This window comes from Erythrobacter sp. Dej080120_24, from assembly GCF_036322605.1.
Classification (GTDB): Bacteria; Pseudomonadota; Alphaproteobacteria; order Sphingomonadales; family Sphingomonadaceae; genus Erythrobacter; species Erythrobacter aurantius.
On record NZ_AP027262.1, the window covers coordinates 3,055,706 to 3,076,581 of the forward strand.

The following is a 20,876-nucleotide window of genomic DNA, read 5'->3' on the forward strand; positions in this document are numbered from 1 at the left end:
GAAGATGAGCGCATCCGACCCGATCCTTGATGCAATCACCGCAGCGGGCTCGCCATTCGAACTGGCTAGCGTCGACGGGATCAAGCGGTTCGCCAATGCGCCCCAGAACCTCGACCAGTTCATTTCCAGCGCACAGCGCCACGGCGATCAGGTCTTCATTGTCGAAGGCGATCGCCGGATCACCTTCGCGCAGGCTTTTGCCTTGCGCGACGCGCTCGCCGCCACGCTTGCAATCGAGCCGGGCGACAGGGTCGCGATCTGCATGCGCAACCGTGCCGAATGGCTGATCGGCTATATGGCCGTGGTCCGCGCGGGTGGAGTGGTTGCGCTGATCAACAGCCGCGGTTCGCCCGATGAACTGGCAGCAGCAGTCGGCTCAGTCGACGCGAAGACCGTGCTCAGCGATGAACACAGGGCAGAACTGCTGCGCGATGGCGGGTATCAGGGGCGCATCATCGAAGCGGCGGATTTTCCGCCCGCCGGAGCCAGCTTCACGCCACCTGCCCCGGCAAGGCCGGACGATCCGGCTGCGATCCTGTTCACTTCAGGCACCACGGGCCGGGTAAAGGGCGCGGTTCTGACCCATCGCAACGTCATCACCGGCATCATGAGCATGCAGATGGCCGGAATGATGGTGCTGCACAACACCGCGCGCCAATACGGCATTCCGGTGGAGCAACTGCTCGCCAGCATTCCGCGCCAGGCCGTGCTGCTGGTCTATCCGCTGTTCCACATTTCAGGCATGGGTGCATCGTTCCTGTCTCCGCTGGTGGCAGGGTCGAAAATCGTCATCCTGCCCAAATGGGACGCGAAGGAAGCCGCCCGTGCGATTGCAGATGAAAAGATCACGATGTTTTCGGCCGTACCCACCATGCTGTGGGACATGCTGCGCGAAGCACAGGCCAACGCCGTGGACCTGTCCAGCCTGACCAATATCGGCACCGGCGGTCAGGCCTTGCCGATCAACCTGCTCGACGGAATGCGCGAACTTTGCCCGCAGGCTGTCATGGGGACGGGATACGGCCTGACGGAGACAACCGGTACTGTGGCGATGGCAGTGGGTGAGGATTTCCTGCGCAAGCGCGCGTCTGCCGGCCGCGTCGTGCCGCTGGTCGAAATGCGGGTCGAGGCGCCCGATGGATCGGAATTGCCACGCGGCGAAGCGGGCGAGATTGTCGTCCGCAGCGCGCAGGTGATGCAGGGGTATTGGGGAATGCCCGACGAAACCGCCGAAGTGCTGTCCGCTGACGGATGGCTGCGCACCGGCGATGTCGGTTATCTCGATGACGAAGGCTATCTTTTCATCGTCGACCGCAAGAAGGACATGGTCATTTCGGGCGGGGAGAACATCTACTGCGCCGAAGTGGAGCGGGTGCTGTCCGAGATGCCCGAGATTTCCGAATGTGCGACTTTCGGAATACCCGATGATCGGCTCGGCGAATTGCTGGTCGCGGTGGTGCGGGCGGATGGCCTGACCGAAGACGCCGTGATCGCGCATGTGGGCGACAGGCTGGCGCGGTACAAGGCCCCGGCCAAGGTCGTGTTTCTCGATCAGCCGCTGCCCCGCAACCATCTCGACAAGGTCGACAAGATCGCGCTGCGGGCGCGCTGGAACGAACTCGGAAAGGAATTGACCTGATGGCTCAGGGATCAGGAATGCCCAAGGACATCGGCATCATCGACTGCATGCTCGGGATTCCGGAGGCGGAAGACCGCGGCGAATGGTTCGCCAGCTTTCGCCCCCTGATCAAGGACAAGCAGACGCTCGAACAGTTTTCGATGCCCGCGCAGTACATGTTCAAGGATATCCCGGCGAGCGGCAAGCAGGACGACTACACCGCATGGGTGGTCGAGCAGATGGACGCCAACGGGGTGGAGCGCGCGCTGGTCGGCTGGAACGACAACGAGACATCGCGCCGGGCTAAGGAACGGTTTGGCGACCGCTTTTTCTTCGACCTGCCGATCGATCCCAACGGCGGAGTCGACGAAATCCGGCGCATTCGCCGGATCCATGCCGAAGTCGGGCTTTCGGCGCTCAGCTGCTTTCCGGCCGGAACGCTGCCGCAGGTGGCGATCGATCACAAATACATGTTCCCCTTCTACGCCCTCGCCTGCGAGCTCGACATTCCGTTCTGTGTGAATGCGGGCGTGCCGGGGCCGCGGATCCCGATGGACACCCAGAAAGTCGAACGGATCGACGAGGTGTGTTGGTATTTCCCCGAGCTCAAGCTGGTGATGCGTCACGGTGCGGAACCGTGGGAAGAGCTCGCGGTGAAGCTGATGCTCAAATATCCGAACCTGTATTATTCGACCTCGGCCTTTGCGCCAAAGCACTACCCCAAGGCGATCATCGACTACGCCAACACGCGCGGCGCCGAAAAGATCATCTACGCCGGGTATTTCCCGATGGGCCTGAGCCTCGACAGGATCATGCGCGACATGCCCAACGTGCCGTTCAAGGACGAGGTGTGGCCCAAATTCCTGCGCGAAAACGCGATCAGGGTTTTCGGGCTGGAAAAGTGACGGAGATGGGAAGTCTGCTCCGAACTGACTTTGCCGCGAGCGAGAGACAACCCCTCGCCGCCGGGACCAATTGAGGAAAGCGATATGACAGTCCCCGCAACCAAAACGGGCGCCAAGATGGACGCCAAGATGGACACGGCAACCGATGCCCGCACCGCCCCTGTGCTGGTGTGGCAAATGCTCGAAAACATGAGCAAGGAAGAATTGCTCGAATGGCGCCGCAGCGAGCCCAAGAACCGTGCGAGCATCAAGGAGCGCAATCTCGATATCGGCTATCCCTACGGATGGTATCCGGCGATGCTTTCGTCCGATCTGAAAATCGGCGAGGTGAAGCCACTGCGCTATTTCTCGACCGATCTGGTGATCTGGCGCGGCGAAGACGGCGGGGTCCGCATGCTTGATGCCTATTGCCGCCATCTCGGCGCGCATATGGGTTACGGCGGCAAGGTGACAGGCAACAACATCGAATGCCCGTTCCATTCGTGGCAATACAACGGCGAAGGCGTGGTCGAAACGATCCCCTATGCCACCCGCATTCCTCCGCAGGTCAAGCGGCCTTGTGAAAAGCAATGGCACGTTACCGAAGCCAACCGCTGGATCTGGTTCTGGTACCATCCCAAGGGTGCAGACCCGATGTGGGAAGTGGAGCACGTCAAGGAAGCAACCGATCCCGAATGGACCGATTATGACATCTTCGAATGGGATGTGTGGGGATCGCTGCAGAACATGGCCGAAAACGGCGTGGACGCGGCCCACTTCAAATACATTCACGGCGCCGCCGACATGCCCGATTATGACTTTGACTGGGGTACCGGCGATCATCGGCGCGGGGCGCGGCTGTTCCTGAATCTGGGCACGCCCAAAGGCATGGTCAAAGGCGAAATCGCCTATCGCAACATCGGGCCGGGCCAAAGCTACACGCGCTTCACCGGGATCTGCGAGACATTGCTGGTCGCCTGCATCACGCCGATTGACGAAGATCACGCCGTCTCGCGCTTCTGCTTCACCCAGCCCAAGGCCCAGAAGGAAGGGCCGGCTGGCGGAGCCGCGCGCGCGATCATCAAGGACATCTGCAAGCAGTTCGATCAGGACAAGGTCGTGTGGGACCGGCAGAAATATCTGCCCAACGCGCTTGTCTGCGACGGCGACGGTCCGATCGGCAAGTTCCGCAGCTGGTACAAGCAGTTCTACGTCGAGGACGGCGCAGGTTCGGCTGAATGAGCCATTCGCGCCGCGAGGCGATCAGGGCGGCAGCCATGACAGGGGTCGCCATTGCGGCGGGAGGATTGGGCACGATGACATCAGCGGCCAAGGCAGCGCTACCGGACTATGCGAGCCATGATGCCCTGTCGCTTGCCGCGCTGGTCCGCGATGGCGAGGTGTCGCCGCTTGAGCTGCTGGAAGCGGCGATCGGGCGGGCACAGGAGCAGGACGCGCGGCTGAACTTCATCGCGCAGGAATTGTTCGACTATGCCCGCGAAAGGGTCGCGGCAGGGCTGCCCGACGGGCCGTTTCGCGGCGTGCCCTTCCTGATCAAGGACCTGCACATGCATATCGCAGGGCAGAGATCGGGTCAGGGCAGCCGGTTCTACAATGACTACAGGCCGGATTTTACGTCGGAACTGGTCAACCGGCACGAAGCGGCGGGCCTGGTGATCTTCGGGAAGACGACAACGCCCGAATTCGGGCTGACCGGTACCACCGAAAGCCTGGCCGAAGGGCCGACGCGCAACCCGTGGAACCTTGCTCACAGCGCGGGCGGGTCCAGCGGGGGCGCGGCAGCGGCGGTGGCCGCAGGCGTGATCCCGCTCGCGCATGCCAGCGACGGCGGCGGATCGATCCGCATCCCGGCAAGCAACTGCGGCCTGTTCGGGCTCAAGCCCAGTCGCGGGCGCGTGCCGATGGGGCCGCAGCGCACCGAAGGCTGGGGCGGCAATTCGACCAATGGCGCGATCAGCCGCTCCGTCCGAGACAGCGCGGCGCTGCTCGACGCGACGGCGGGGATCGAGCCGGGCTCGCGCTATTCCGCGCCGGAGCCGCCAGGCAGCTTTCTGTCGCAAGTGGGGGCTGATCCGGGCCGGTTGCGGATCGCGCTGATGCTCACCCCGATTTCGGGAGCGCCCGTTGCGCAGGAAGTAAAGGACGCGGTTCTGGCAACCGCGCGCCTCTGCGAATCCCTCGGCCATCATGTCGAGGAGGCCTCGCCCCAAGTAGACGCCGCCGCAATGGGAGCCGCGAATTTCGCGCTCATTTCGACCGCGCTTGCCAGCGATCTGGATGAAAGGGCGGCAGCCACAGGCCTGCCGATCAGTCCCGAAACGCTCGAGAAGATCACTCTGGGCTTTTACGGATACGGCCATCAAGTGCCCGGAACGGCGGTCGCCAAGGCCAATGTGACCTTGCAGGAAATCGCCGTCGCGGTCGCTCGCTTCATGGACGATTACGACGTGATCTTGTCGCCCGTTCTGGCCGATCCTCCGCCAAAGCTGGGCGTGTTCGATCTCGACAAGGACGACTTTGCCGCCTGGGGTCAGGCGGTGGGAGCGCACACCGCCTTCACCGGGCTGTTCAACGCCACAGGACAGCCGAGCATGTCGGTTCCCCTAGGCAAGAGCCGAGAGGGACTGCCGATCGGATCAATGTTCACCGCCCGATACGGCGACGAGGCCGGCCTGCTGCGGCTGGCCGGACAGCTCGAACGGGCAGCCCCCTGGTTCGGCAAAACACCGGAAGGAATAGCATGATGAGAGGTTTGTCAGGCAAAGTCGGCATCGTCGCAGGCGGGGGCCGGGGTATCGGCGCTGCGACTGCGGTGCGCCTCGCAGCCGAGGGCGCCAGCGTCGTTGTCGGCGATATCGAAGGTGACTGGGCGCGCAGCGTGGCCGATCAGATCCGCAAGGACGGCGGCAAGGCGATCGGAGTGGACCTCGACGGAACCTCGCCCGAAAGCCAGAAAGCGATTGTCGATGCGGCACTCGCGGAATTCGGCCGGCTGGATTTCTACCATTCGAACCTTGCCGGCGGGACGGAAGGCGACATCGACGCGCTCAATTGCTCGCTCGACGTGCTCGACCGCAGCTTCTCGATCAACGCCAAGAGCCATTTCATCGCCACGCAGGCTGCCTTGCCCGTGATGCTGGAACAGGGCGGCGGAGCGATGATCTACACCTCCTCCGGCGCGGCGGCAGGCGGCAGCCCGTGGCAGGTCGCCTATCCGATGACTAAGAACGCGATCCACGCGCTTGCCCGCCATGTGGCCAGCAAGTGGGGGAAGAAGGGCATCCGCTCCAACGTCATCTGCCCCGGCGTGGTGCTGACCGAAGCGGTCAAGATCCACATGACCGATCAGCAGGTCGAACAGGCCTTGCGCCATGTTCCGCACGAGCGGCTGGGCAAGCCCGATGACATTGCGGCAATGGTGGCATTTCTCGCATCCGACGACGGCAGCTGGATCAATGGACAGGTGTGGCACGTCAACGGCGGCATGTTGATGAGGGATTAGAGCATGAACCAAACCGATCCCGCAGCACGGCCTGCCCTGCCCAACAAATGGATCGTCCTGATCCTGCTGCTGGGCATTGCCATCTTCAATCATGCAGATCGTTTTCTGCTTGCGGGACTGGTCGATCCGATCAAGGCCGAGTTCGGGGTTTCGGACGGGTTCATGGGCCTGTTGATGGGCCCGGCTTTCGCGGTGTTCTATTCGACGCTGGCGATCCCCATCGCGATCTATGCCGACCGCGCCAACCGCATCCGGATCATCGTTGCCGGATGCGTGATCTGGAGCGTGTTCACGATCCTGTCCGGCTATGCGACCGGCCCGGCAACGCTGGCCGCCGCGCGCATCGGCGTGGGCGTGGGCGAAGCGGCATTTCAGGCGCCCGCCTATTCGGTGATCGCCGCCTATTTCATGGCCGACCAGCGCGGCAAGGCATTCGCGGTGATGGCTCTGGCGGTCTATTTCGGACAGATGCTCGGATACGGAGCCGGCCCTGCCATCGCCGAAATGCATGACTGGCGGTTTGCATTCAAGCTGTTCGGGGCCATCGGCCTGGCGATTGTCGCCGTCGCATGGCTGATCGTGCGCGAGCCGCCGAGGACGGAAGCCGCGACGGCGCGGTTGCCGTTTGTCCCGCTCGCCCGGCAGCTGGTGCGGCTGCGCAGCTATCGCGGCATGATGTTCGGGATGGGTATTGGCGTCCTGTCGGGCATCGCTTTCGGCTTCTGGGGACCGACGCTGTTTTCCCGCAACTACGGCATTTCGATGGCCGAGGCCGGCAGTGCGTTCGGCGGGGCCTTCGTCATTCCGGGAATGATCGGAGCGATGCTGTTCGGCGCTCTGGCAGACCGGATTGCGAAGAACGGTTATGCGCGAATGCTGGTCCTATCCGCCATCGGGTTGGCGGTTGCCACGGGCGTAGTCGTCGCCACGGTCTGGGCGCAAAGCCTCACGGTCGCGCTCTTGTGGGCGCTGCCCGCAGGGTTGTTCGGCGGAGGCTGGGCAGTCGGCATCTACGCAGGCCTGCAATATGTTCTGCCAGACAGGATGCGCGCGACCGGCACGGCTATCGCGATGCTGGCGGTGAACCTGCTTGGCTATGTCATCGGACCGTGGCTGGCGGGCGTATTGAGCGAGGCTTTCGGCGAAGGCGCCCAGGGCCTGCGCATGGCGCTGACAGTGGTTGTGCCCGTCGGTCTGCTGGGGGCGCTGCTGCTGTGGCGCGGCGCGCTTTCGCTGGAAGCGGACCGCAAGTCGCTGCACGAGGAGCAAACGAATTGACGATAGCTCGCACCAGACGCTTTCCTGCAGCCGAGAATTTCGGCAGTTACGGTAAACAATGACAGGCAATTTCGAAATCGACGACATCGATCGCTCCATCATCGCGGAATTGCGGGAAGACGGGCGTGCGACCAACCAGCAGATCGCGATGAAGCTGGGGCTTACGGCTGCCACCGTCTCCACCCGGATCAAGCGGATGGAAGACGCCAACAAGCTGCGCGTTGTCGCGGTCTCGGACTTTTCCGCGCATGGCTACAATCTGCTGATGCAGGTCGCGGTCGAAGTTGAGGGCCGGGCCGCCGCAGACGTGGCCGCCGATCTGGCAAAGATCCCGGAAGTCTTCGCCGTCCATCTCGTGACGGGGCGTTATGACATCGATATGCTCGTCGCGCTCAAGGACTATGACGATTTGTCGGACCTCATGCTCAAACGGCTTTCGGGCGTTTCGGGGATCCGGTCCATGCTGCCCGCGATTGCGGTGGACATCCTCAAATACAAATTCGACGTCGCCCCGATCGAAGCGAGGGAAGCATCGTGACCCAACCCCAGATCGACGAACTCGACAGCCAGCTGATCGAAATCCTGTCGAAGGACGCAAGAACTTCGAACCGCAAGATCGCAGCCGACCTTGGCGTCACCGAAGGAACGGTTCGGGGCCGCATCCGCAGGTTGCAGAAAGAAGGGCTGATCGCGTTCACGGCCATCACCAGCTTCGAACTGGCGGACAACACCAAGATGGCCTTCATCGGGGCGCAGGTCGATGTCGACCGCGTGCGCGAGGTTGCATCCCGGATTGCGGAGCTCGACACCATCAACGCCGTCATGGTGACGATGGGGCGCTTCAACATCACCGCGATCTGCCTGTTCAACGAGCTGGATCGCCTCCACGAAATCTCATCGGAACAGATTCTCTCGATTGACGGCGTGCATCACGTCGAAACCTCGATTGCGGTGAAGACCCTCAAATATAATGCGCGGATCGTGCGGATAACGGGTCCCAGATAGCATTTGCGTAGAAGCTTGCGTACTTTTTTACGCATAGCAAAGCTCAATTCCCTTGCCCGCCGCGATTTGCGGTGGCAAAGTACTCCGGGGTTCTGAAAAGACAGATTCGCGGAGAGGACGGGAAATGGCGACGACGGCAGAATACAACCTGGGTGACTTCACCTACCCTCGGGGCTGGTTCATGATCGGCCTGTCGAGCGATGCGACGCAAACGCCTTTGGCTGTGCGCTTTTTCGGCGAAGACCTCGTCCTGTACCGCGGGGCATCGGGCAAGCCGCATCTGGTCGGCGCCTACTGCCCGCACATGGGCACCCACCTTGCCAAGAACACCACGTCCTATGTCGTGAAGGATGGTGAGCACGTTCAGGGCGACAGCATCCGGTGCCCTTATCACGGCTGGCGCTTTGGCCCGGATGGCCAGTGCGACGACATCCCCTATTCCCCCAAGGCTCCGCCAAAGCGCGCCTGCATTTCGACCAAGAAGCTGGTCGAACGCGCCGGCTGCCTGTGGTTCTGGTATGATGAGGAAGGTGGCGAGCCGGACTATGACCTGCCCGAATTCGAAGGCTATGACGAACCGGCGTGGGTGAACTGGAATGTCCGCTGCCTGGGCGAGCTGGACAGCCACCCGCAGGAAGTGATCGACAACATCTGCGACAAGGGCCACCTCGAACCGGTCCACGGATCGCTCAACATGGAGCTGTTCGAAAACGAATTCGAAGGGCACGTTGCGCGGCAGATCCTGTCGGCAGGACACAAGACGCTGGCCGCGGACGGCGGTGAGCCGATGACCAACGACACATGGTACACCGGTCCGGGCATCCTGCAGTCCAAGATGATCGGCGAATTCCCGTCGCTGATGCTGATCGCGCACACCCCGATCGAGGATGGCAAGGTCAAGGTCTGGTACGGTCTGTCGGTCAAGGTGCAGAACACCGAGCCGACCGAAGAAGACCGCGCGCTCGCCGCAGGCTACGAAGAAGCGGGCGTCGACGCGTTTGCGCAGGACTTCGAAATCTGGGCGAACAAGCGCCCGTGCCTCAATCCGATGATGGTCGAAGGCGACGGACCGTTCGACAAGGTGCGAATCTGGTATCGCCAGTTCTTCAATCCGCGCGCGCGGGCGGGTGAATTCCAGAAGCGGGTCAACGGACGCTACGTCGTGCGTGGCACCAATACGCACCCCTGGGACAACGCCGCTTAGGCACGAAAACCCAAAGAATATGCTGAAATTTGCGCGTGATTTTACGCAGCATTGGTCTACTGCATTTTTCAATCGGCATTATGCGTAATCTAAATTGACATTTGTTACGATTTCGGCGATCTACCACGCATAACAATGCAAAAATGCGTTTTTGAGGGAGGGAATTAATGAAGATCAGTCGCAATGCGTCCCGGCTGCTGCTCGGCACGAGCTTGCTGGCAATGGGCGCGACCCCGGTTCTGGCGCAGGACAGCGAGCAGGCGGAGGGTGATGACAACGTCATTCTCGTCACCGCTAACAAGCGCGAGCAAGACCTCCAGAAAACCCCGATCGCCATCACGGCGGTGACGGGAGAGACGGTCGAGCTGCTCGGCATTTCGGAAACCACCGATCTTGCGGCGATCGCTCCCAACGTTTCGGTCAATGGCGGCACCACCAACGCCACCGCAGCCGTCGTCACCATTCGCGGTATCCCGACCTCCGCTGACGAAGCACTCGGCTTTGATTCGCCGATCGGCATCTATCTCGACGGCGTCTATCTTGCCCGTTCCGCGGCAGCGTCTTTCGCTATCGCCGATATCGAGCGGATCGAAGTCCTGCGCGGCCCACAAGGCACGCTGTTCGGCCGCAACACGACTGGCGGTGCGATCAACTACATCACCAGCCGTCCGTCGGATGACGCCAGCCTCAAGGTCCGCATGGGCTATGGCAATTACGATCAAATCAACGGACGTGCGATACTGAATTCGGGCGACCTTGGCGGCGTGCGCATGACGCTTGGCGTCATGTTCGACCAGCGCGACGGCGTGGTCGACAACCTGCTTGAACCGCGCGACGGCCGCGATCCGGGCAGCAACAAGACCTTCGGCGCGCGTTGGGCATTCGAAGCAGACCTTGGCGACAAGCTCATGCTGACCAATGTGTTCGATTACACCACGATCGACGCCGTGCCGCATGCTGCGCAGCTTTCGGCGGTTGGTGACGGGGTGTTTCGCCCCAACGTGACGGTGAACGGAAACACCTTCAGCCAGGTGCAACCTGCTCCGGTCGGCCCCTATCTGGCCGGCGCAACCGCGCTTGAGCCGCAATGTGGAGCCCCGTCCAACAGCGTTTCGCTGTCGCGGCTTGACAGCATCTGCCTGCAGGATGCCGGACTTTCGAACGATAAGGTCTATGGCAACATGACCCGCCTCGAACTCGATCTGGACACGGTCACCATCCGGTCGACCACCGCATTCCGCTGGTGGGACAACACTATCCAGAGCGGCGATCTCGACGGGGTCGGAACGATTCAGGGCGCGCTGTTCAACACCAGTACCCTGTTCAACGGATTTGCCGGCACAGCGGCCGAGGGCTTCCTGCCTTTCGTGTTCCCCGCCGGAACGCCGCAGGGCATTATCGACTTTGTCGCCAACTCGCCCGTTCCGACCACCACCCAGCCGCTGTTCGCGATCTCGAACGATCGCGAACAGGAACAGTTCAGCCAGGAAATCGAAATTGTCGGCGGCTCCGGCACGGCATTCGAATGGGTTCTTGGCGGCTTCTACTTCGAGGAAAGCGGCAGCGAGGTGAACCCTCAGACCTTTGCCTTCGTCCTCGATACCAACCAGACGGTCTTTTCCAACTTCGGCCCGCTTAGCCCGGTCTTCCAGGCAGCGAATCCGGCCCGTTATCGCGCGGTCGCGCAGTCTTCGACGCTTGGCTATTCGATCGACAGCCAGTCCTACGCCATCTACGGCCAGGGCACGCTGCGTCCGGGCGGGCCTGACGCTCCGCTCGCGATCACGCTGGGCCTGCGTTACAGCTGGGACGAAAAATCGGTTGTCCGGACCCAGAACGGCGCCACGCCCTTCACCTCGGCTGAAGACATCGCGCTCAACACGCAAAGCGCCAGCTTCTCTGAACCGACCGGCCACATCACCGTCGACTATCAGGTCAATCCCGATCTCAACGTCTATGCCATGGCATCACGCGGCTATCGTTCGGGCGGGTTCAACCTGCGCCAGTCGACCCGTGGTGACGATCCGACCACTGCCAACATCAACGAAGCCGTCGGCCTGATCCCGTTCAACGAGGAAAAGATCGACGCTTTCGAAGTCGGTGCAAAGAGCCAGTTCGGTCCGGTCCGGCTCAATGCGGCGGTGTTCTACAACGTCTACAAGGATCTGCAGTCGACCGTTCCGATCCCGATTCAGGGTGGCGGCAGCTTCGGCACGCAGGTGGTCAACGCGGGCAAGATCAACTACCTCGGTTTCGAGCTTGAAGGCACGATCGAAGTCACCGATGCCCTGCGGATCGACGGCGCGTTCGGCTATGTCGACAAGAACGTCAAAGACTTCCCCGGCGCCGACGTGACGGGAACGGTCCAGAACATCGCTTCGATCGTAACTCCGAGCAACTCGCCCGATTACACCGCCAATGCCGGGATCACCTATTCCGACTACATCGGATCGGGCGACACCCGCCTGACGGCCCGTTTCGGCTGGAGCTACACTTCGGAAACTCCGTTCTTCCCCAACCCGTTGAGCGCTCCGTTCCAGCAGGCGACATCGGCCGAAGCCCGCAGCCTGTTCAACGCGCAGCTGCGCCTTGACGGCGTGTCGCTGGGCGGCGGACCGGAATTCTCGGTCCAGTTCTGGGGCAAGAACATCTTCGACGAAGAATACGTCTCGCGCGGCATCGACTACGGTCAGCTGGGCTTTGGCCAGATCATCTTCGGTGATCCGGCGACCTATGGTGTGAACGTCGAATTCACCTTCTGATCGCCAGCATAGACCTGACATAGAAAAGGGCCGGAGGGGTTATCCTCTCCGGCCCTTTTTCTTGCGCTGTTGATGGCTGGCTAAATTGCCGTCGCCCCGCCATCGATGACCAGCGGATGCCCCGTCACAAAGCTCGACTGGTCGGAACACAGCCACAGCACCGCGCCCGCGATTTCCTCAGGCTGGGCCATGCGTCCCATCGGCGTCATCTTCTCGATCGCCTCACGATATTGCGGAATGCTCGAAATCGCTTCCACCATCGGCGTATCGACCACGCCCGGACACACCGCGTTCACGCGGATACCTTCCTTGGCAAAGCGCAGGGCCGCAGACCGGGTCAGGCCCACCACACCGTGCTTGCTGGCGACATAGCCCGGCTGGCTGGGATTGCCGACCAGCCCGTTGACCGAGGCGGTGTTGACGATGGCGCCGCCACCGCGCTCCTGCATCGCCGCGATCTCTTCACGCATGCAGTACATCACCGCCGACAGGTTGACGTTGAGCGACAGGCTCCAGTCGGCGGTCTGCCATTCGTTGCTGCCCGGACGGTTCACCCCGGCGTTGTTATGCGCGAAATCGAGGCCGCCGAAATTGGTCACAGCCGCCGCGACCAGTTGCTTGACCTGTGCTTCGTCTGACACGTCGCAATGCTGGAAAATCGCCGTGCCGCCCGCAGCGGTGATCAGATCGACCGTTTCCTGGCCTTTCTCGTCCTGCAGGTCCGATACGACCACGCTGGCGCCCGATGCGGCGAACATCAGCGCCGATGCGCGGCCAATTCCGCCGCTCGCCCCGGTGACGATCGCCACCTTTCCTTCAAACGGGTATTTCATCGACTTCCCCTAAGTGCGTAATTTTTGCGATCCTATACAACGCATATGGCCATTTCAATGCCGATGCGGTATCTATTTTCGAATGCACGACGCTCTTTTTCTTCCGCTCAACCTGGGCGCACTGGCCTGCCGCAACCGCATTGTCATGGCGCCGATGACCCGCGATCGCGCCGGCCCGGACGATGTCCCCGGCGATATCATGGTCCGCTATTACAGCCAGCGCGCCAGTGCCGGAATGATCATTACCGAGGGGGTGCAGCCCTCCCCTGCCGGGAAAGGCTATTGGCGCACACCCGGCATCCACTCCGCCGCCCAGATCGAAGGCTGGCGCAAGGTGGCGGACGCTGTCCATGGGCAGGGCGGATTGATCACGATGCAGCTGATGCATTGCGGCCGCGTGGTGGTACCGGCCAATCGGGGATACGAAGCCGATATTGTCGCGCCAAGCGCACTGCCCTGCCCGGCCAAAGTCCCCGGCCCTGACGGAACGCCGGTGGCCACCCCGGTACCGCGCGCACTGACGGCAGATGAGCTGCCAGCCATCGCGCAGGAGTTTGCGACTGCAGCCCGCAACGCCCGGGCCGCAGGGATCGACGGGATCGAGCTGCATTGTGCCAGCGGCTATCTGATGAACCAGTTCCTCAACCCCGCGAGCAACCGGCGCGACGACGAATTCGGAGGATCAGCCGAAAACCGCGCCCGTTTCCCGCTGATGGTGCTCGACGCGATTGCCGCTGCCATCGGACCGGATCGGGTGGGCTTCCGCATATCGCCGGGCAATGGCTACAACGGCATGGACACCGCTTCGCCGTGGGAGACATTCGCCCCCTTTATCGAGGCTGCTGGGAAGCGCAGGCTCGCCTATCTCCACGTTGTCGACATGGGGGACGAATGCCCCGGCACGCTGGCAACGATCCGCAGGCATTTCCCCGGAGCGGTCATCGCCAACAACATGCTGGACGCGCAAAAAGCCTGCGCGCTGATCGAACAGGGCGCTGCCGAGGCCGTGTCATTCGGCCGAGCATTCATCGCCAACCCCGACCTGCCGCGTCGCCTGCGCGAAGGGCACCCCCTCGCCAAGCCGGACTACACCCTGCTCTACACCGGGGAAGAACGCGGATATTGCGACTATCCGGCCCTGCCGGACGAGGACTGAAGCAAAGAGCAGCCTTGATCAGGCCCGTAGTTCAGTCCGCGCTCTGACAGCGCGTTCTTTGCCGATCGTCCCGGTTGATTTGCAAGCTGTCCTTACCGCGCGTCACGGCGTTGCATATCGTCCGACAATACCGATCCCTTTCGAGCGCTCGATAATGGCGCGATTGAGAAAGGAATGACAATGAATACTCGAATTGGCGCGCTGCTGATCGCACCGCTCGCCTTTGCCGTTTTTGCCAACCCCGCCCAGGCCGAAAACTTCGAAGGTCCGTATGTCGGGGCAGCCGCCGGCTATAGCCGCGACGAAATCGGCCCCGATCTCGCGGACGGCGTAGCCCTCCCTGACGAGCTGAATCAGGATGCAGCCTACTTCCAGCTCTTCGCCGGATACGATTACGCCGCAACTCCCAAGGTGCGGGTTGGCATCGAAGCGGCCATTGGTGTTGGAGCAGAAGACGATCTGCAGTTCGGCAATGCATCGGGTTCGATCGAACTCGACCCCGAATACACTTTCGAATTCACCGGCCGCGCCGGCTATCTCGTTGCCGATAACGCTTTGCTCTACCTTCGCGGCGGCTACCAGAACAGCCGCGTAGAGGCGACCCTGACCGAGGCAGGTCAACCGACCCTTCGCGACAAGGACAACGCCGATGGCTGGCTTGCTGGCGGCGGCTTCGAATACGGGTTCGGTAACAATCTGCGCACACGGATCGAATACCGATACTCGGACCTCGGCAACGATGGCGGCGATTGGGATCGCCACCAGGTACTGGCGGGCGTCCTCTGGAATTTCTGAGGCGGGTTTGGGGCCGGCTGATTGGCTGGCCCCGCCTGCCCAACAGACCCGCTGGAGTGCACCGATGGACTTGCTGAGCGACATTCTCGATTCCCTCTCATTGCAAGGCCAGTTCTATTTCCGAACCTGCTTCAACAGCCCGTGGTCGATTGGCGTGCCGAATTACGCCTCGACCATTCGTTTTCATTACGCCATGCAAGGCCAATGCTGGGTCCGCGCGGGAGAGGAAGCGCCGATCCACCTGCGGCAGGGTGATCTGATCCTCGTCCCGGCCGGTGCGGCGCATGTCATCTCCGACACACCCGAGCGCAAGCCGGTCGGGCTGGAGCGGGTCATGGAAGACAATGATTATTCGGGAGGCCCGCTGTTTGTGGTTGGCCGTGGCTGCGAAAATACCGCGACCCAGCTCATGTGCGGGCATTTCACATTCGCGGAAGGCAGTGACCATCCATTGTTGCGGTCACTTCCCAGCCTGATCCATGTCAGCGCGAGCATGCGCAGTTCGACGTTCTGGCTTGACGAGGCCCTGCGCCTGATGGCCCGGCAGATGGCTGATGACAATCCGGGCTCCATTGCCGTCGTACGCCGCATGTCTGAAATCATCTTCATCGAAACTGTTCGTTCATCCGCTTCCCAATCGCAGCAGCTCGCCGGACTGATGGAGGCGCTCAGCGACACGAGGATTTCGCGCGCCATTCAGGCCATGCACCGCGATGTCGCAATGCATTGGACGGTCGAAGCGCTCGCAAGCGAAGCCGCCATGTCACGCAGCCGGTTTGCGGCGCGCTTTCAGGAATTGGTTGGCTGTGGCCCGCTAACCTATCTGGCGGAGTGGCGGTTGCAGAAGGCATGTGCGCTGCTCCGCGAAGGGCGCATCTCGGTGCAAGAGGTTGCCGGGCGAATCGGTTACCAGTCACCAGCCGCCTTCACTCGGGCATTCACGAACATGTTCGGGGAGAGCCCGAGCGCATATCGTGACAAACTGGCCGCTTAAATTTGCACTCCGTCTCGTTGCTTTTGCCGACAATCCAGATCTCTTGGGGCTCTATTGCCTGACCGTCCTGAGAGTCTCATCTCCGCCGCGTCCACCCCGCAACAAGGAGAAAGACATGCAACGAATTCCCTCAATACCTCTGGACACCACCGACGAAGCGGTAGCGCAGTTGTTCAGCGCAATCCGCGCCAAGATGGGCGGCGTGCCCAACATCATGAGCACCATGGCGCAGTCCCCGGCCGCGCTTGACGCCTATCTCGGCCTTAGCGCCGCACTCGGTAATGGCCGCTTCTCGGCCGGTCAGCGCGAACTGATCGCGCTTGCAACAGCGGGCGAGAACAGCTGCGATTATTGTGCTTCGGCACATACTGCCCTGGGCAAGATGGCCGGGCTCGACCAGGCAGACATGCGTCAGGTTGTCGCTGGCGGCGAGCTTGCCGGCAGCGATGGTGCGATCGTGACAATGGTTCGCGCGATCGTCAGCCGCAGGGGCGTGATCTCGGACGCCGAGATCGAAGCCTTCTATGCCGCGGGCTTTGACGCGGGCCATCTCGTTGAGCTGATCGCCGCTACCGCAATGAACATCTTCACGAACTACTTCAACCACATCGCAGGCACCGAGATCGATTTCCCGGTTGTTTCGACCAAGGCTGCCTGAACAGCAGCCGAATTCACCCCCACCCAAAACTCCTGGAGAAAACCTATGAAAAAGCCAATTCTGGCTGCGCTTATTGCTGCCCAACTCGTTTCGTTTGCATCCCCGGCACTCGCTGTGGAAGAAAACAATGTTTCCAATGGTCTAACCGCAGCGGGCGCTCCACTCGGCCTGCACGGCGTCGACCCTGTCGCGTTCGTGACCCTTGGCAATCGCATCGAGGGTACGGCCAAGTTCACTGCGGTGCATGACGGTGTCGCCTATTACTTCACGTCTCAGGAAAACCTTGATGCGTTTCAGGCTGATCCCGGTCGCTTCACGCCGCAGAATGGCGGTTACTGCACCTTCGGGGTTTCAGTCGGAAAGAAGTTCGACGGCGACCCTCGCTACGCAGCAGTGGTGAATGGCAAGCTCTATGTCTTCCTGAACGAAGACATCCTCAAGGCTTTCCAGCGGGACCCTGCCGGAACGATCGCGAAAGCCGAAGTGAACTGGAAGCAGATCCGCAGCGTAGCCGCGGCGTCGCTCTGACCCCGCGCGCCGGATGACGGCGATCGCAGCGCCGGCCCCAGTCCCCCCTCCACGGCCTCGATCGTCGTCATCCATCCCTTCCCGAAAGGAATACGATAATGAATATTCTCGACCATATCAGCCTTGGCGTCCCGTCGATCGAGGACGCTCGCAAATTCTACGATCCGGCATTGGCAAGTCTGGGCCTTGATTGCCTGGCTGCGAACGCCGCCTTTGCCGCCTACGGCAAAGGTTCCGTCCAGTTCTTGCTCATGATCCCTGCCGACGGGGCCGCCTATTCGCAGGGCAATGGCACTCACGTCGCTTTCCGCTCCGAAAGCACGGCAGCGGTCAAGGCCTTTCATGAAGCCGCAATCCAGAACGGCGGAGCCTGCGCGGGCGAACCCGGCCCACGCCCGGACTATCCTTCCAACGATGTCTTCGCCGCGTTTGTGCGCGATCCCTTCGGGCACAAGCTCGAGGCGATCCACAACGGCTTCGCGGAATAGGAGGGCCGGGACATGGAACAGGCGTACCATTTTCTCGCGCTATCGGGCGTGTTCACCGTCTTGATGTGGGTCCCCTATATCCTGTCGCGGGTGTTTGTGTGGGGTATCGGGGACTTCCTCAATAACTATCCCAAGGGCTTTCCCGCGCAAGAACCCGAACCACCCCTTTGGGCTCAGCGAGCCAAGCGCGCTCACCTCAACATGGTTGAAACCCTGCCCGCCTTTGTGGCGGTCGTGGTGGCAGCGTCCATGCTGCCTGAACGGGTTGACGCGGCTTTTGTCGGTCAGTGCGCAATGGTGTTCTACTATGCGCGCGTGCTGCATTACATTGTCTATGCCTTGGGCGTGCCGTATCTTCGGACCCCGACCTACCTCGTATCCTGGGCGGCCATTCTTGCCATCGGCCTTCAGTTGGGCTGACCCTTTGGCATTCTCAGCAAGAGGCGCAAGATCATGACGGCAGATCGGGATGACACCGCATTGCTCAATGCAGTCAGGGACTGTGCAACGTGTTCCGATCTGCCGAAAGGTCCGCGCCCGATCCTTCAATGGCAGAGCCAAGCGTCGATCCTGATCGCAGGTCAGGCGCCGGGGCGCATCACTCACGAAAAAGGCATCCCGTTTGACGATCCGTCGGGCGACAGGTTGAGAAGCTGGCTTGGCGTGGATCGGGACGCCTTTTACGATCCTGCGCTGTTTGCCATTGTTCCAATGGCGTTTTGCTACCCTGGAACGGGCAAATCAGGCGATCTGCCTCCTCCCGACATTTGTGCACGCCTTTGGCGGTCGCAGCTGCTTGAGCGCATGACAGCCACTCAGCTGACGATCATTATCGGACAATATGCCGTTGCCTGGCAATATCCTGAGCACAAAGGGACGCTGACCGGACTGATCTGCCGATGGAAGGAATCCTTTCCTGACGCTGTTGTCCTGCCTCACCCAAGCCCAAGAAATCGGATGTGGTTATCGCGCAATCCCTGGTTCGAGGACGACCTCCTGCCAAAGCTGCGCGCGCGCGTCGCCGAAATCCTGAGCGCAACGCCGCCCGCCGGCGACGATCGGGTGTAACCAATCGGCGAGCGCCGCGAACTCATGTTCGGAGCATTGATTGTGAGACATCCGATCCAACTGGTGTTGGCGATGGCCAGCGTCTTCAGCACGGCTGATGCCGCCGCTGCCACACCCGCTCAACCCCCACCGGCGGAAGGCGTGATCTGCGCCCCACGGGCAGGCCCGCTCGTCATCGACAACGTTACGACAATCGATTTTCGGGGCGAACGCGCTGCCGTTTCGGAGAAAGTGTCGATCATTGTCGAAAATGGCCGGATAACCGGCATCCTGCCGCAAGGCCACGGGTATCCCGGCACACCGGAAAGGGTCTTCGACGGCACGGGTCTGACAGCAATTCCCGGACTGCACGATATGCATGTCCATCTTTGGGACCGGACCGAATTGGCAGCCAATCTGATGCACGGCGTCACTACGGTTCGGAACATGTCGGGAATGCCGTTTCACCTGCGGCTTGCCGAACAGCTGGAAGCGGGGGAAGTTTGCGGCCCGCGCCTTTACACCAGCGGCCCAATTCTCAACAGCAAAGGTCCTGATAGCCAAGTCTATCATCAGATTGTCGAGACTGGCGAGGATGCCAAAGCAGCCGTTCGGCAGCAGTATGCCGCAGGATTCCGGCGGCTCAAAATCTACTCGAACCTTTCGTCCGAGGCTTATCTTGCCGCTCGTGACGAGGCGGATCGGCTGGGCATGGTCTTGACCGGGCACGCTCCGGAAGGAGCTCGGCAATTCGATGCCGATGGCCAGCCGCAATTCATGCTCGAATTCGAAATGGCCCTCGCGGACGATTTCGAAACCATAGAGCATATCGAAGCCATCGCCTGGCACGGGCTTCAGGGCACTCTCGATCTTGCGAGGGCCAGAGACCTCGCGCGCCGCATCGCTGCGGCCAAGAGCACCGTCACACCCACGCTCGTCGCGCATCTCAATCTTGTCGAGGTGGCGCAATCGGGAGGAGCCTATGCCCTGCGCAGCGGAGCGGAAACCATGCCGCCGCTGGCGCAGCTCGTGGCCGGGCCGTCGATCGCACGCTGGGCACAGGAGCAAGCCTTGCCCGAGCGTCAGAAGCATGAGTTCTTCATGGAATTCACGCGGATCCTCGACGAAGAAGGGGTCAGGCTGGTCGCCGGGAGTGATGCAGGGATATTCACCAACATTCCTGGCCAGTCCTTGCTCGACGAAGTCGAACTTCTCGCCGGCGCACTGGCTTCGCCTTTCAAGGCGATCAAGGCGGCAACCGCCACGCCCGCCGAAGTACTCGGGCGCAAGGACGAAGCCGGCTGTCTCGGCGAAGGGTGCTATGCCGATCTCGTGCTTTATCGCTGCAACCCGCTGATGGAGATCGGCTGCTTGCGGCGACCGGAAGCGGTGATCATGCGCGGAAGGTTGTTCGATGCCGATCAATTGCGCGGCGAAAGGGGTCTGCGTGCGCTCGCCGTGGATCATGACAACGAGCGAATCTTCACCAATATCTTCGAAGGGTTTGCCGCCCAGGGGAACCCGATAACGCCGCAGCAACTGGGTGAAGCGATCAGGGGCGACCTCCCGTGACGCATGAGCCTGCAACCAATCGCAAGGCGCGTGCAGCGGCGCTCGATTTCGTGCGCCTGCCAAAGATTGCGCCAGCTGTCCTGCTCAATCACATGTCGGATCGCCGGATCGCCCGGCATCTCCCGTTGCTTGACGATGGCTGGGATCACAACCGAATTGCGGCGTTTGTCCATGCCAAGGAGCAGTGCTGGGATCGCGACGGACTGGGGCACTGGGCAATCCTGATCGACAACACCTATGCCGGCTGGGGCGGTTTTCAGAAGGAGGGCGATGACTGGGACTTCGGTCTGGTCCTGCGGCCCGAATTCTTCTCTCTCGGCCGTCTGGTTTTCGAAACCGCACTGGCATGGCTGTCGGCGCATCGCGATGTCAGGGAGGTGACTTTCCTGTTGCCGCAATCGCGCTCGCGGCGCGTTCCCTTGCGGCTGGGGGCGCAGTTTCGAGGCGAAGTCACATACGCCGGTACGCCCTTCACAAAGTGGTCCCTACCCGTCCCTCGCAAGCCGGCAAGCGACAAGCCGCCCGCTTGAA

Annotated in this window: 21 protein-coding genes; 20 read left to right on the forward strand and 1 reads right to left on the reverse strand. The window is 61.7% G+C overall.

Features of this window, described 5'->3' with window-relative positions:
• The first annotated feature begins 4 nt into the window (after window positions 1-4).
• The 10 genes from AABA34_RS14605 to AABA34_RS14650 all read left to right on the forward strand — a co-directional run bounded on the left by AABA34_RS14605 (window position 5) and on the right by AABA34_RS14650 (window position 12,274).
• Window positions 5-1,639, forward strand: coding sequence for a class I adenylate-forming enzyme family protein (locus tag AABA34_RS14605; RefSeq protein ID WP_034955261.1), 1,635 nt, complete (start codon window positions 5-7; stop codon window positions 1,637-1,639).
• A complete protein-coding gene (locus AABA34_RS14610; RefSeq protein ID WP_084155786.1) occupies window positions 1,639-2,523 on the forward strand; it encodes an amidohydrolase family protein in 885 nt (294 codons plus the stop codon). The genes AABA34_RS14605 and AABA34_RS14610 overlap by 1 nt, the downstream gene beginning before the upstream one ends.
• Before the next feature lie 84 nt (window positions 2,524-2,607).
• On the forward strand, window positions 2,608-3,744 hold the full coding sequence (locus AABA34_RS14615) for an aromatic ring-hydroxylating oxygenase subunit alpha (RefSeq protein WP_338303185.1): 1,137 nt from the start codon (window positions 2,608-2,610) through the stop codon (window positions 3,742-3,744).
• Window positions 3,741-5,267: an amidase gene (locus AABA34_RS14620; protein ID WP_034955265.1), complete on the forward strand. Its 1,527-nt coding sequence runs from the start codon at window positions 3,741-3,743 to the stop codon at window positions 5,265-5,267. Before AABA34_RS14615 ends, AABA34_RS14620 begins: the two co-directional genes overlap by 4 nt.
• Window positions 5,264-6,025 (forward strand): SDR family NAD(P)-dependent oxidoreductase, encoded by a 762-nt coding sequence (locus tag AABA34_RS14625; protein WP_338303186.1) that lies wholly within the window; start codon window positions 5,264-5,266, stop codon window positions 6,023-6,025. Before AABA34_RS14620 ends, AABA34_RS14625 begins: the two co-directional genes overlap by 4 nt.
• 3 nt (window positions 6,026-6,028) lie before the next feature.
• Window positions 6,029-7,303, forward strand: a complete 1,275-nt coding sequence (locus AABA34_RS14630) for a spinster family MFS transporter (RefSeq protein ID WP_338303187.1) — start codon at window positions 6,029-6,031, stop codon at window positions 7,301-7,303.
• 58 nt (window positions 7,304-7,361) lie between these two features.
• Entirely contained in the window at window positions 7,362-7,841 is a 480-nt protein-coding gene (locus AABA34_RS14635; protein WP_034955268.1) for an Lrp/AsnC family transcriptional regulator, read from the forward strand.
• Complete coding sequence (locus tag AABA34_RS14640) at window positions 7,838-8,308, forward strand: Lrp/AsnC family transcriptional regulator (RefSeq protein ID WP_034955270.1); 471 nt, start codon at window positions 7,838-7,840, stop codon at window positions 8,306-8,308. Before AABA34_RS14635 ends, AABA34_RS14640 begins: the two co-directional genes overlap by 4 nt.
• A gap of 124 nt (window positions 8,309-8,432) precedes the next feature.
• Window positions 8,433-9,512, forward strand: coding sequence for a Rieske 2Fe-2S domain-containing protein (locus tag AABA34_RS14645; protein WP_034955272.1), 1,080 nt, complete (start codon window positions 8,433-8,435; stop codon window positions 9,510-9,512).
• Between the two features lie 167 nt (window positions 9,513-9,679).
• Window positions 9,680-12,274 carry a TonB-dependent receptor gene (locus AABA34_RS14650; RefSeq protein WP_034955274.1) on the forward strand — a complete coding sequence of 865 codons (2,595 nt, stop codon included), beginning with the start codon at window positions 9,680-9,682 and terminating at the stop codon, window positions 12,272-12,274.
• Between the two features lie 80 nt (window positions 12,275-12,354).
• Here the strand turns inward: AABA34_RS14650 and AABA34_RS14655 are convergent, their stop codons facing one another.
• On the reverse strand, window positions 12,355-13,107 hold the full coding sequence (locus AABA34_RS14655) for an SDR family NAD(P)-dependent oxidoreductase (RefSeq protein ID WP_034955276.1): 753 nt from the start codon (window positions 13,105-13,107) through the stop codon (window positions 12,355-12,357).
• Between the two features lie 82 nt (window positions 13,108-13,189).
• On the opposite strand from AABA34_RS14655, the gene AABA34_RS14660 reads away from it, so the two are divergent.
• The 10 genes from AABA34_RS14660 (at window position 13,190) to AABA34_RS14705 (ending at window position 20,875) form a co-directional block, all read left to right on the forward strand.
• On the forward strand, window positions 13,190-14,263 hold the full coding sequence (locus AABA34_RS14660) for an alkene reductase (protein WP_338303188.1): 1,074 nt from the start codon (window positions 13,190-13,192) through the stop codon (window positions 14,261-14,263).
• A 180-nt stretch (window positions 14,264-14,443) separates the two neighbouring features.
• Window positions 14,444-15,058 carry an outer membrane protein gene (locus AABA34_RS14665; RefSeq protein ID WP_338303189.1) on the forward strand — a complete coding sequence of 205 codons (615 nt, stop codon included), beginning with the start codon at window positions 14,444-14,446 and terminating at the stop codon, window positions 15,056-15,058.
• 64 nt (window positions 15,059-15,122) lie between these two features.
• On the forward strand, window positions 15,123-16,052 hold the full coding sequence (locus AABA34_RS14670; protein WP_034955280.1) for an AraC family transcriptional regulator: 930 nt from the start codon (window positions 15,123-15,125) through the stop codon (window positions 16,050-16,052).
• 115 nt (window positions 16,053-16,167) lie between these two features.
• On the forward strand, window positions 16,168-16,710 hold the full coding sequence (locus AABA34_RS14675) for a carboxymuconolactone decarboxylase family protein (protein WP_034955282.1): 543 nt from the start codon (window positions 16,168-16,170) through the stop codon (window positions 16,708-16,710).
• Window positions 16,711-16,755: 45 nt separating this feature from the next.
• On the forward strand, window positions 16,756-17,238 hold the full coding sequence (locus AABA34_RS14680; RefSeq protein ID WP_034955285.1) for a YHS domain-containing (seleno)protein: 483 nt from the start codon (window positions 16,756-16,758) through the stop codon (window positions 17,236-17,238).
• A gap of 98 nt (window positions 17,239-17,336) precedes the next feature.
• Window positions 17,337-17,726, forward strand: a complete 390-nt coding sequence (locus tag AABA34_RS14685) for a VOC family protein (RefSeq protein WP_034955287.1) — start codon at window positions 17,337-17,339, stop codon at window positions 17,724-17,726.
• A 12-nt stretch (window positions 17,727-17,738) separates the two neighbouring features.
• Window positions 17,739-18,146 carry an MAPEG family protein gene (locus AABA34_RS14690; protein WP_034955289.1) on the forward strand — a complete coding sequence of 136 codons (408 nt, stop codon included), beginning with the start codon at window positions 17,739-17,741 and terminating at the stop codon, window positions 18,144-18,146.
• 33 nt (window positions 18,147-18,179) lie between these two features.
• A complete protein-coding gene (locus AABA34_RS14695; RefSeq protein ID WP_034955291.1) occupies window positions 18,180-18,794 on the forward strand; it encodes a uracil-DNA glycosylase family protein in 615 nt (204 codons plus the stop codon).
• Between the two features lie 42 nt (window positions 18,795-18,836).
• Window positions 18,837-20,345 carry an amidohydrolase family protein gene (locus tag AABA34_RS14700; protein ID WP_338303190.1) on the forward strand — a complete coding sequence of 503 codons (1,509 nt, stop codon included), beginning with the start codon at window positions 18,837-18,839 and terminating at the stop codon, window positions 20,343-20,345.
• Entirely contained in the window at window positions 20,342-20,875 is a 534-nt protein-coding gene (locus AABA34_RS14705; RefSeq protein WP_051700076.1) for a GNAT family N-acetyltransferase, read from the forward strand. Before AABA34_RS14700 ends, AABA34_RS14705 begins: the two co-directional genes overlap by 4 nt.
• The last annotated feature ends 1 nt before the right edge of the window (window position 20,876 follow it).

Coding starts and splice junctions, on each gene's coding strand:
- AABA34_RS14645 (WP_034955272.1), top strand. CDS start 8,433: ATGGCGACGACGGCAGAATACAACCTGGGTGACTTCACCTACCCTCGG.
- AABA34_RS14690 (WP_034955289.1), top strand. CDS start 17,739: ATGGAACAGGCGTACCATTTTCTCGCGCTATCGGGCGTGTTCACCGTC.
- AABA34_RS14670 (WP_034955280.1), top strand. CDS start 15,123: ATGGACTTGCTGAGCGACATTCTCGATTCCCTCTCATTGCAAGGCCAG.
- AABA34_RS14675 (WP_034955282.1), top strand. CDS start 16,168: ATGCAACGAATTCCCTCAATACCTCTGGACACCACCGACGAAGCGGTA.
- AABA34_RS14620 (WP_034955265.1), top strand. CDS start 3,741: ATGAGCCATTCGCGCCGCGAGGCGATCAGGGCGGCAGCCATGACAGGG.
- AABA34_RS14610 (WP_084155786.1), top strand. CDS start 1,639: ATGGCTCAGGGATCAGGAATGCCCAAGGACATCGGCATCATCGACTGC.
- AABA34_RS14630 (WP_338303187.1), top strand. CDS start 6,029: ATGAACCAAACCGATCCCGCAGCACGGCCTGCCCTGCCCAACAAATGG.
- AABA34_RS14635 (WP_034955268.1), top strand. CDS start 7,362: ATGACAGGCAATTTCGAAATCGACGACATCGATCGCTCCATCATCGCG.
- AABA34_RS14695 (WP_034955291.1), top strand. CDS start 18,180: ATGACGGCAGATCGGGATGACACCGCATTGCTCAATGCAGTCAGGGAC.
- AABA34_RS14625 (WP_338303186.1), top strand. CDS start 5,264: ATGATGAGAGGTTTGTCAGGCAAAGTCGGCATCGTCGCAGGCGGGGGC.
- AABA34_RS14660 (WP_338303188.1), top strand. CDS start 13,190: ATGCACGACGCTCTTTTTCTTCCGCTCAACCTGGGCGCACTGGCCTGC.
- AABA34_RS14680 (WP_034955285.1), top strand. CDS start 16,756: ATGAAAAAGCCAATTCTGGCTGCGCTTATTGCTGCCCAACTCGTTTCG.
- AABA34_RS14655 (WP_034955276.1), bottom strand. CDS start 13,107: ATGAAATACCCGTTTGAAGGAAAGGTGGCGATCGTCACCGGGGCGAGC.
- AABA34_RS14605 (WP_034955261.1), top strand. CDS start 5: ATGAGCGCATCCGACCCGATCCTTGATGCAATCACCGCAGCGGGCTCG.
- AABA34_RS14665 (WP_338303189.1), top strand. CDS start 14,444: ATGAATACTCGAATTGGCGCGCTGCTGATCGCACCGCTCGCCTTTGCC.
- AABA34_RS14685 (WP_034955287.1), top strand. CDS start 17,337: ATGAATATTCTCGACCATATCAGCCTTGGCGTCCCGTCGATCGAGGAC.
- AABA34_RS14615 (WP_338303185.1), top strand. CDS start 2,608: ATGACAGTCCCCGCAACCAAAACGGGCGCCAAGATGGACGCCAAGATG.
- AABA34_RS14650 (WP_034955274.1), top strand. CDS start 9,680: ATGAAGATCAGTCGCAATGCGTCCCGGCTGCTGCTCGGCACGAGCTTG.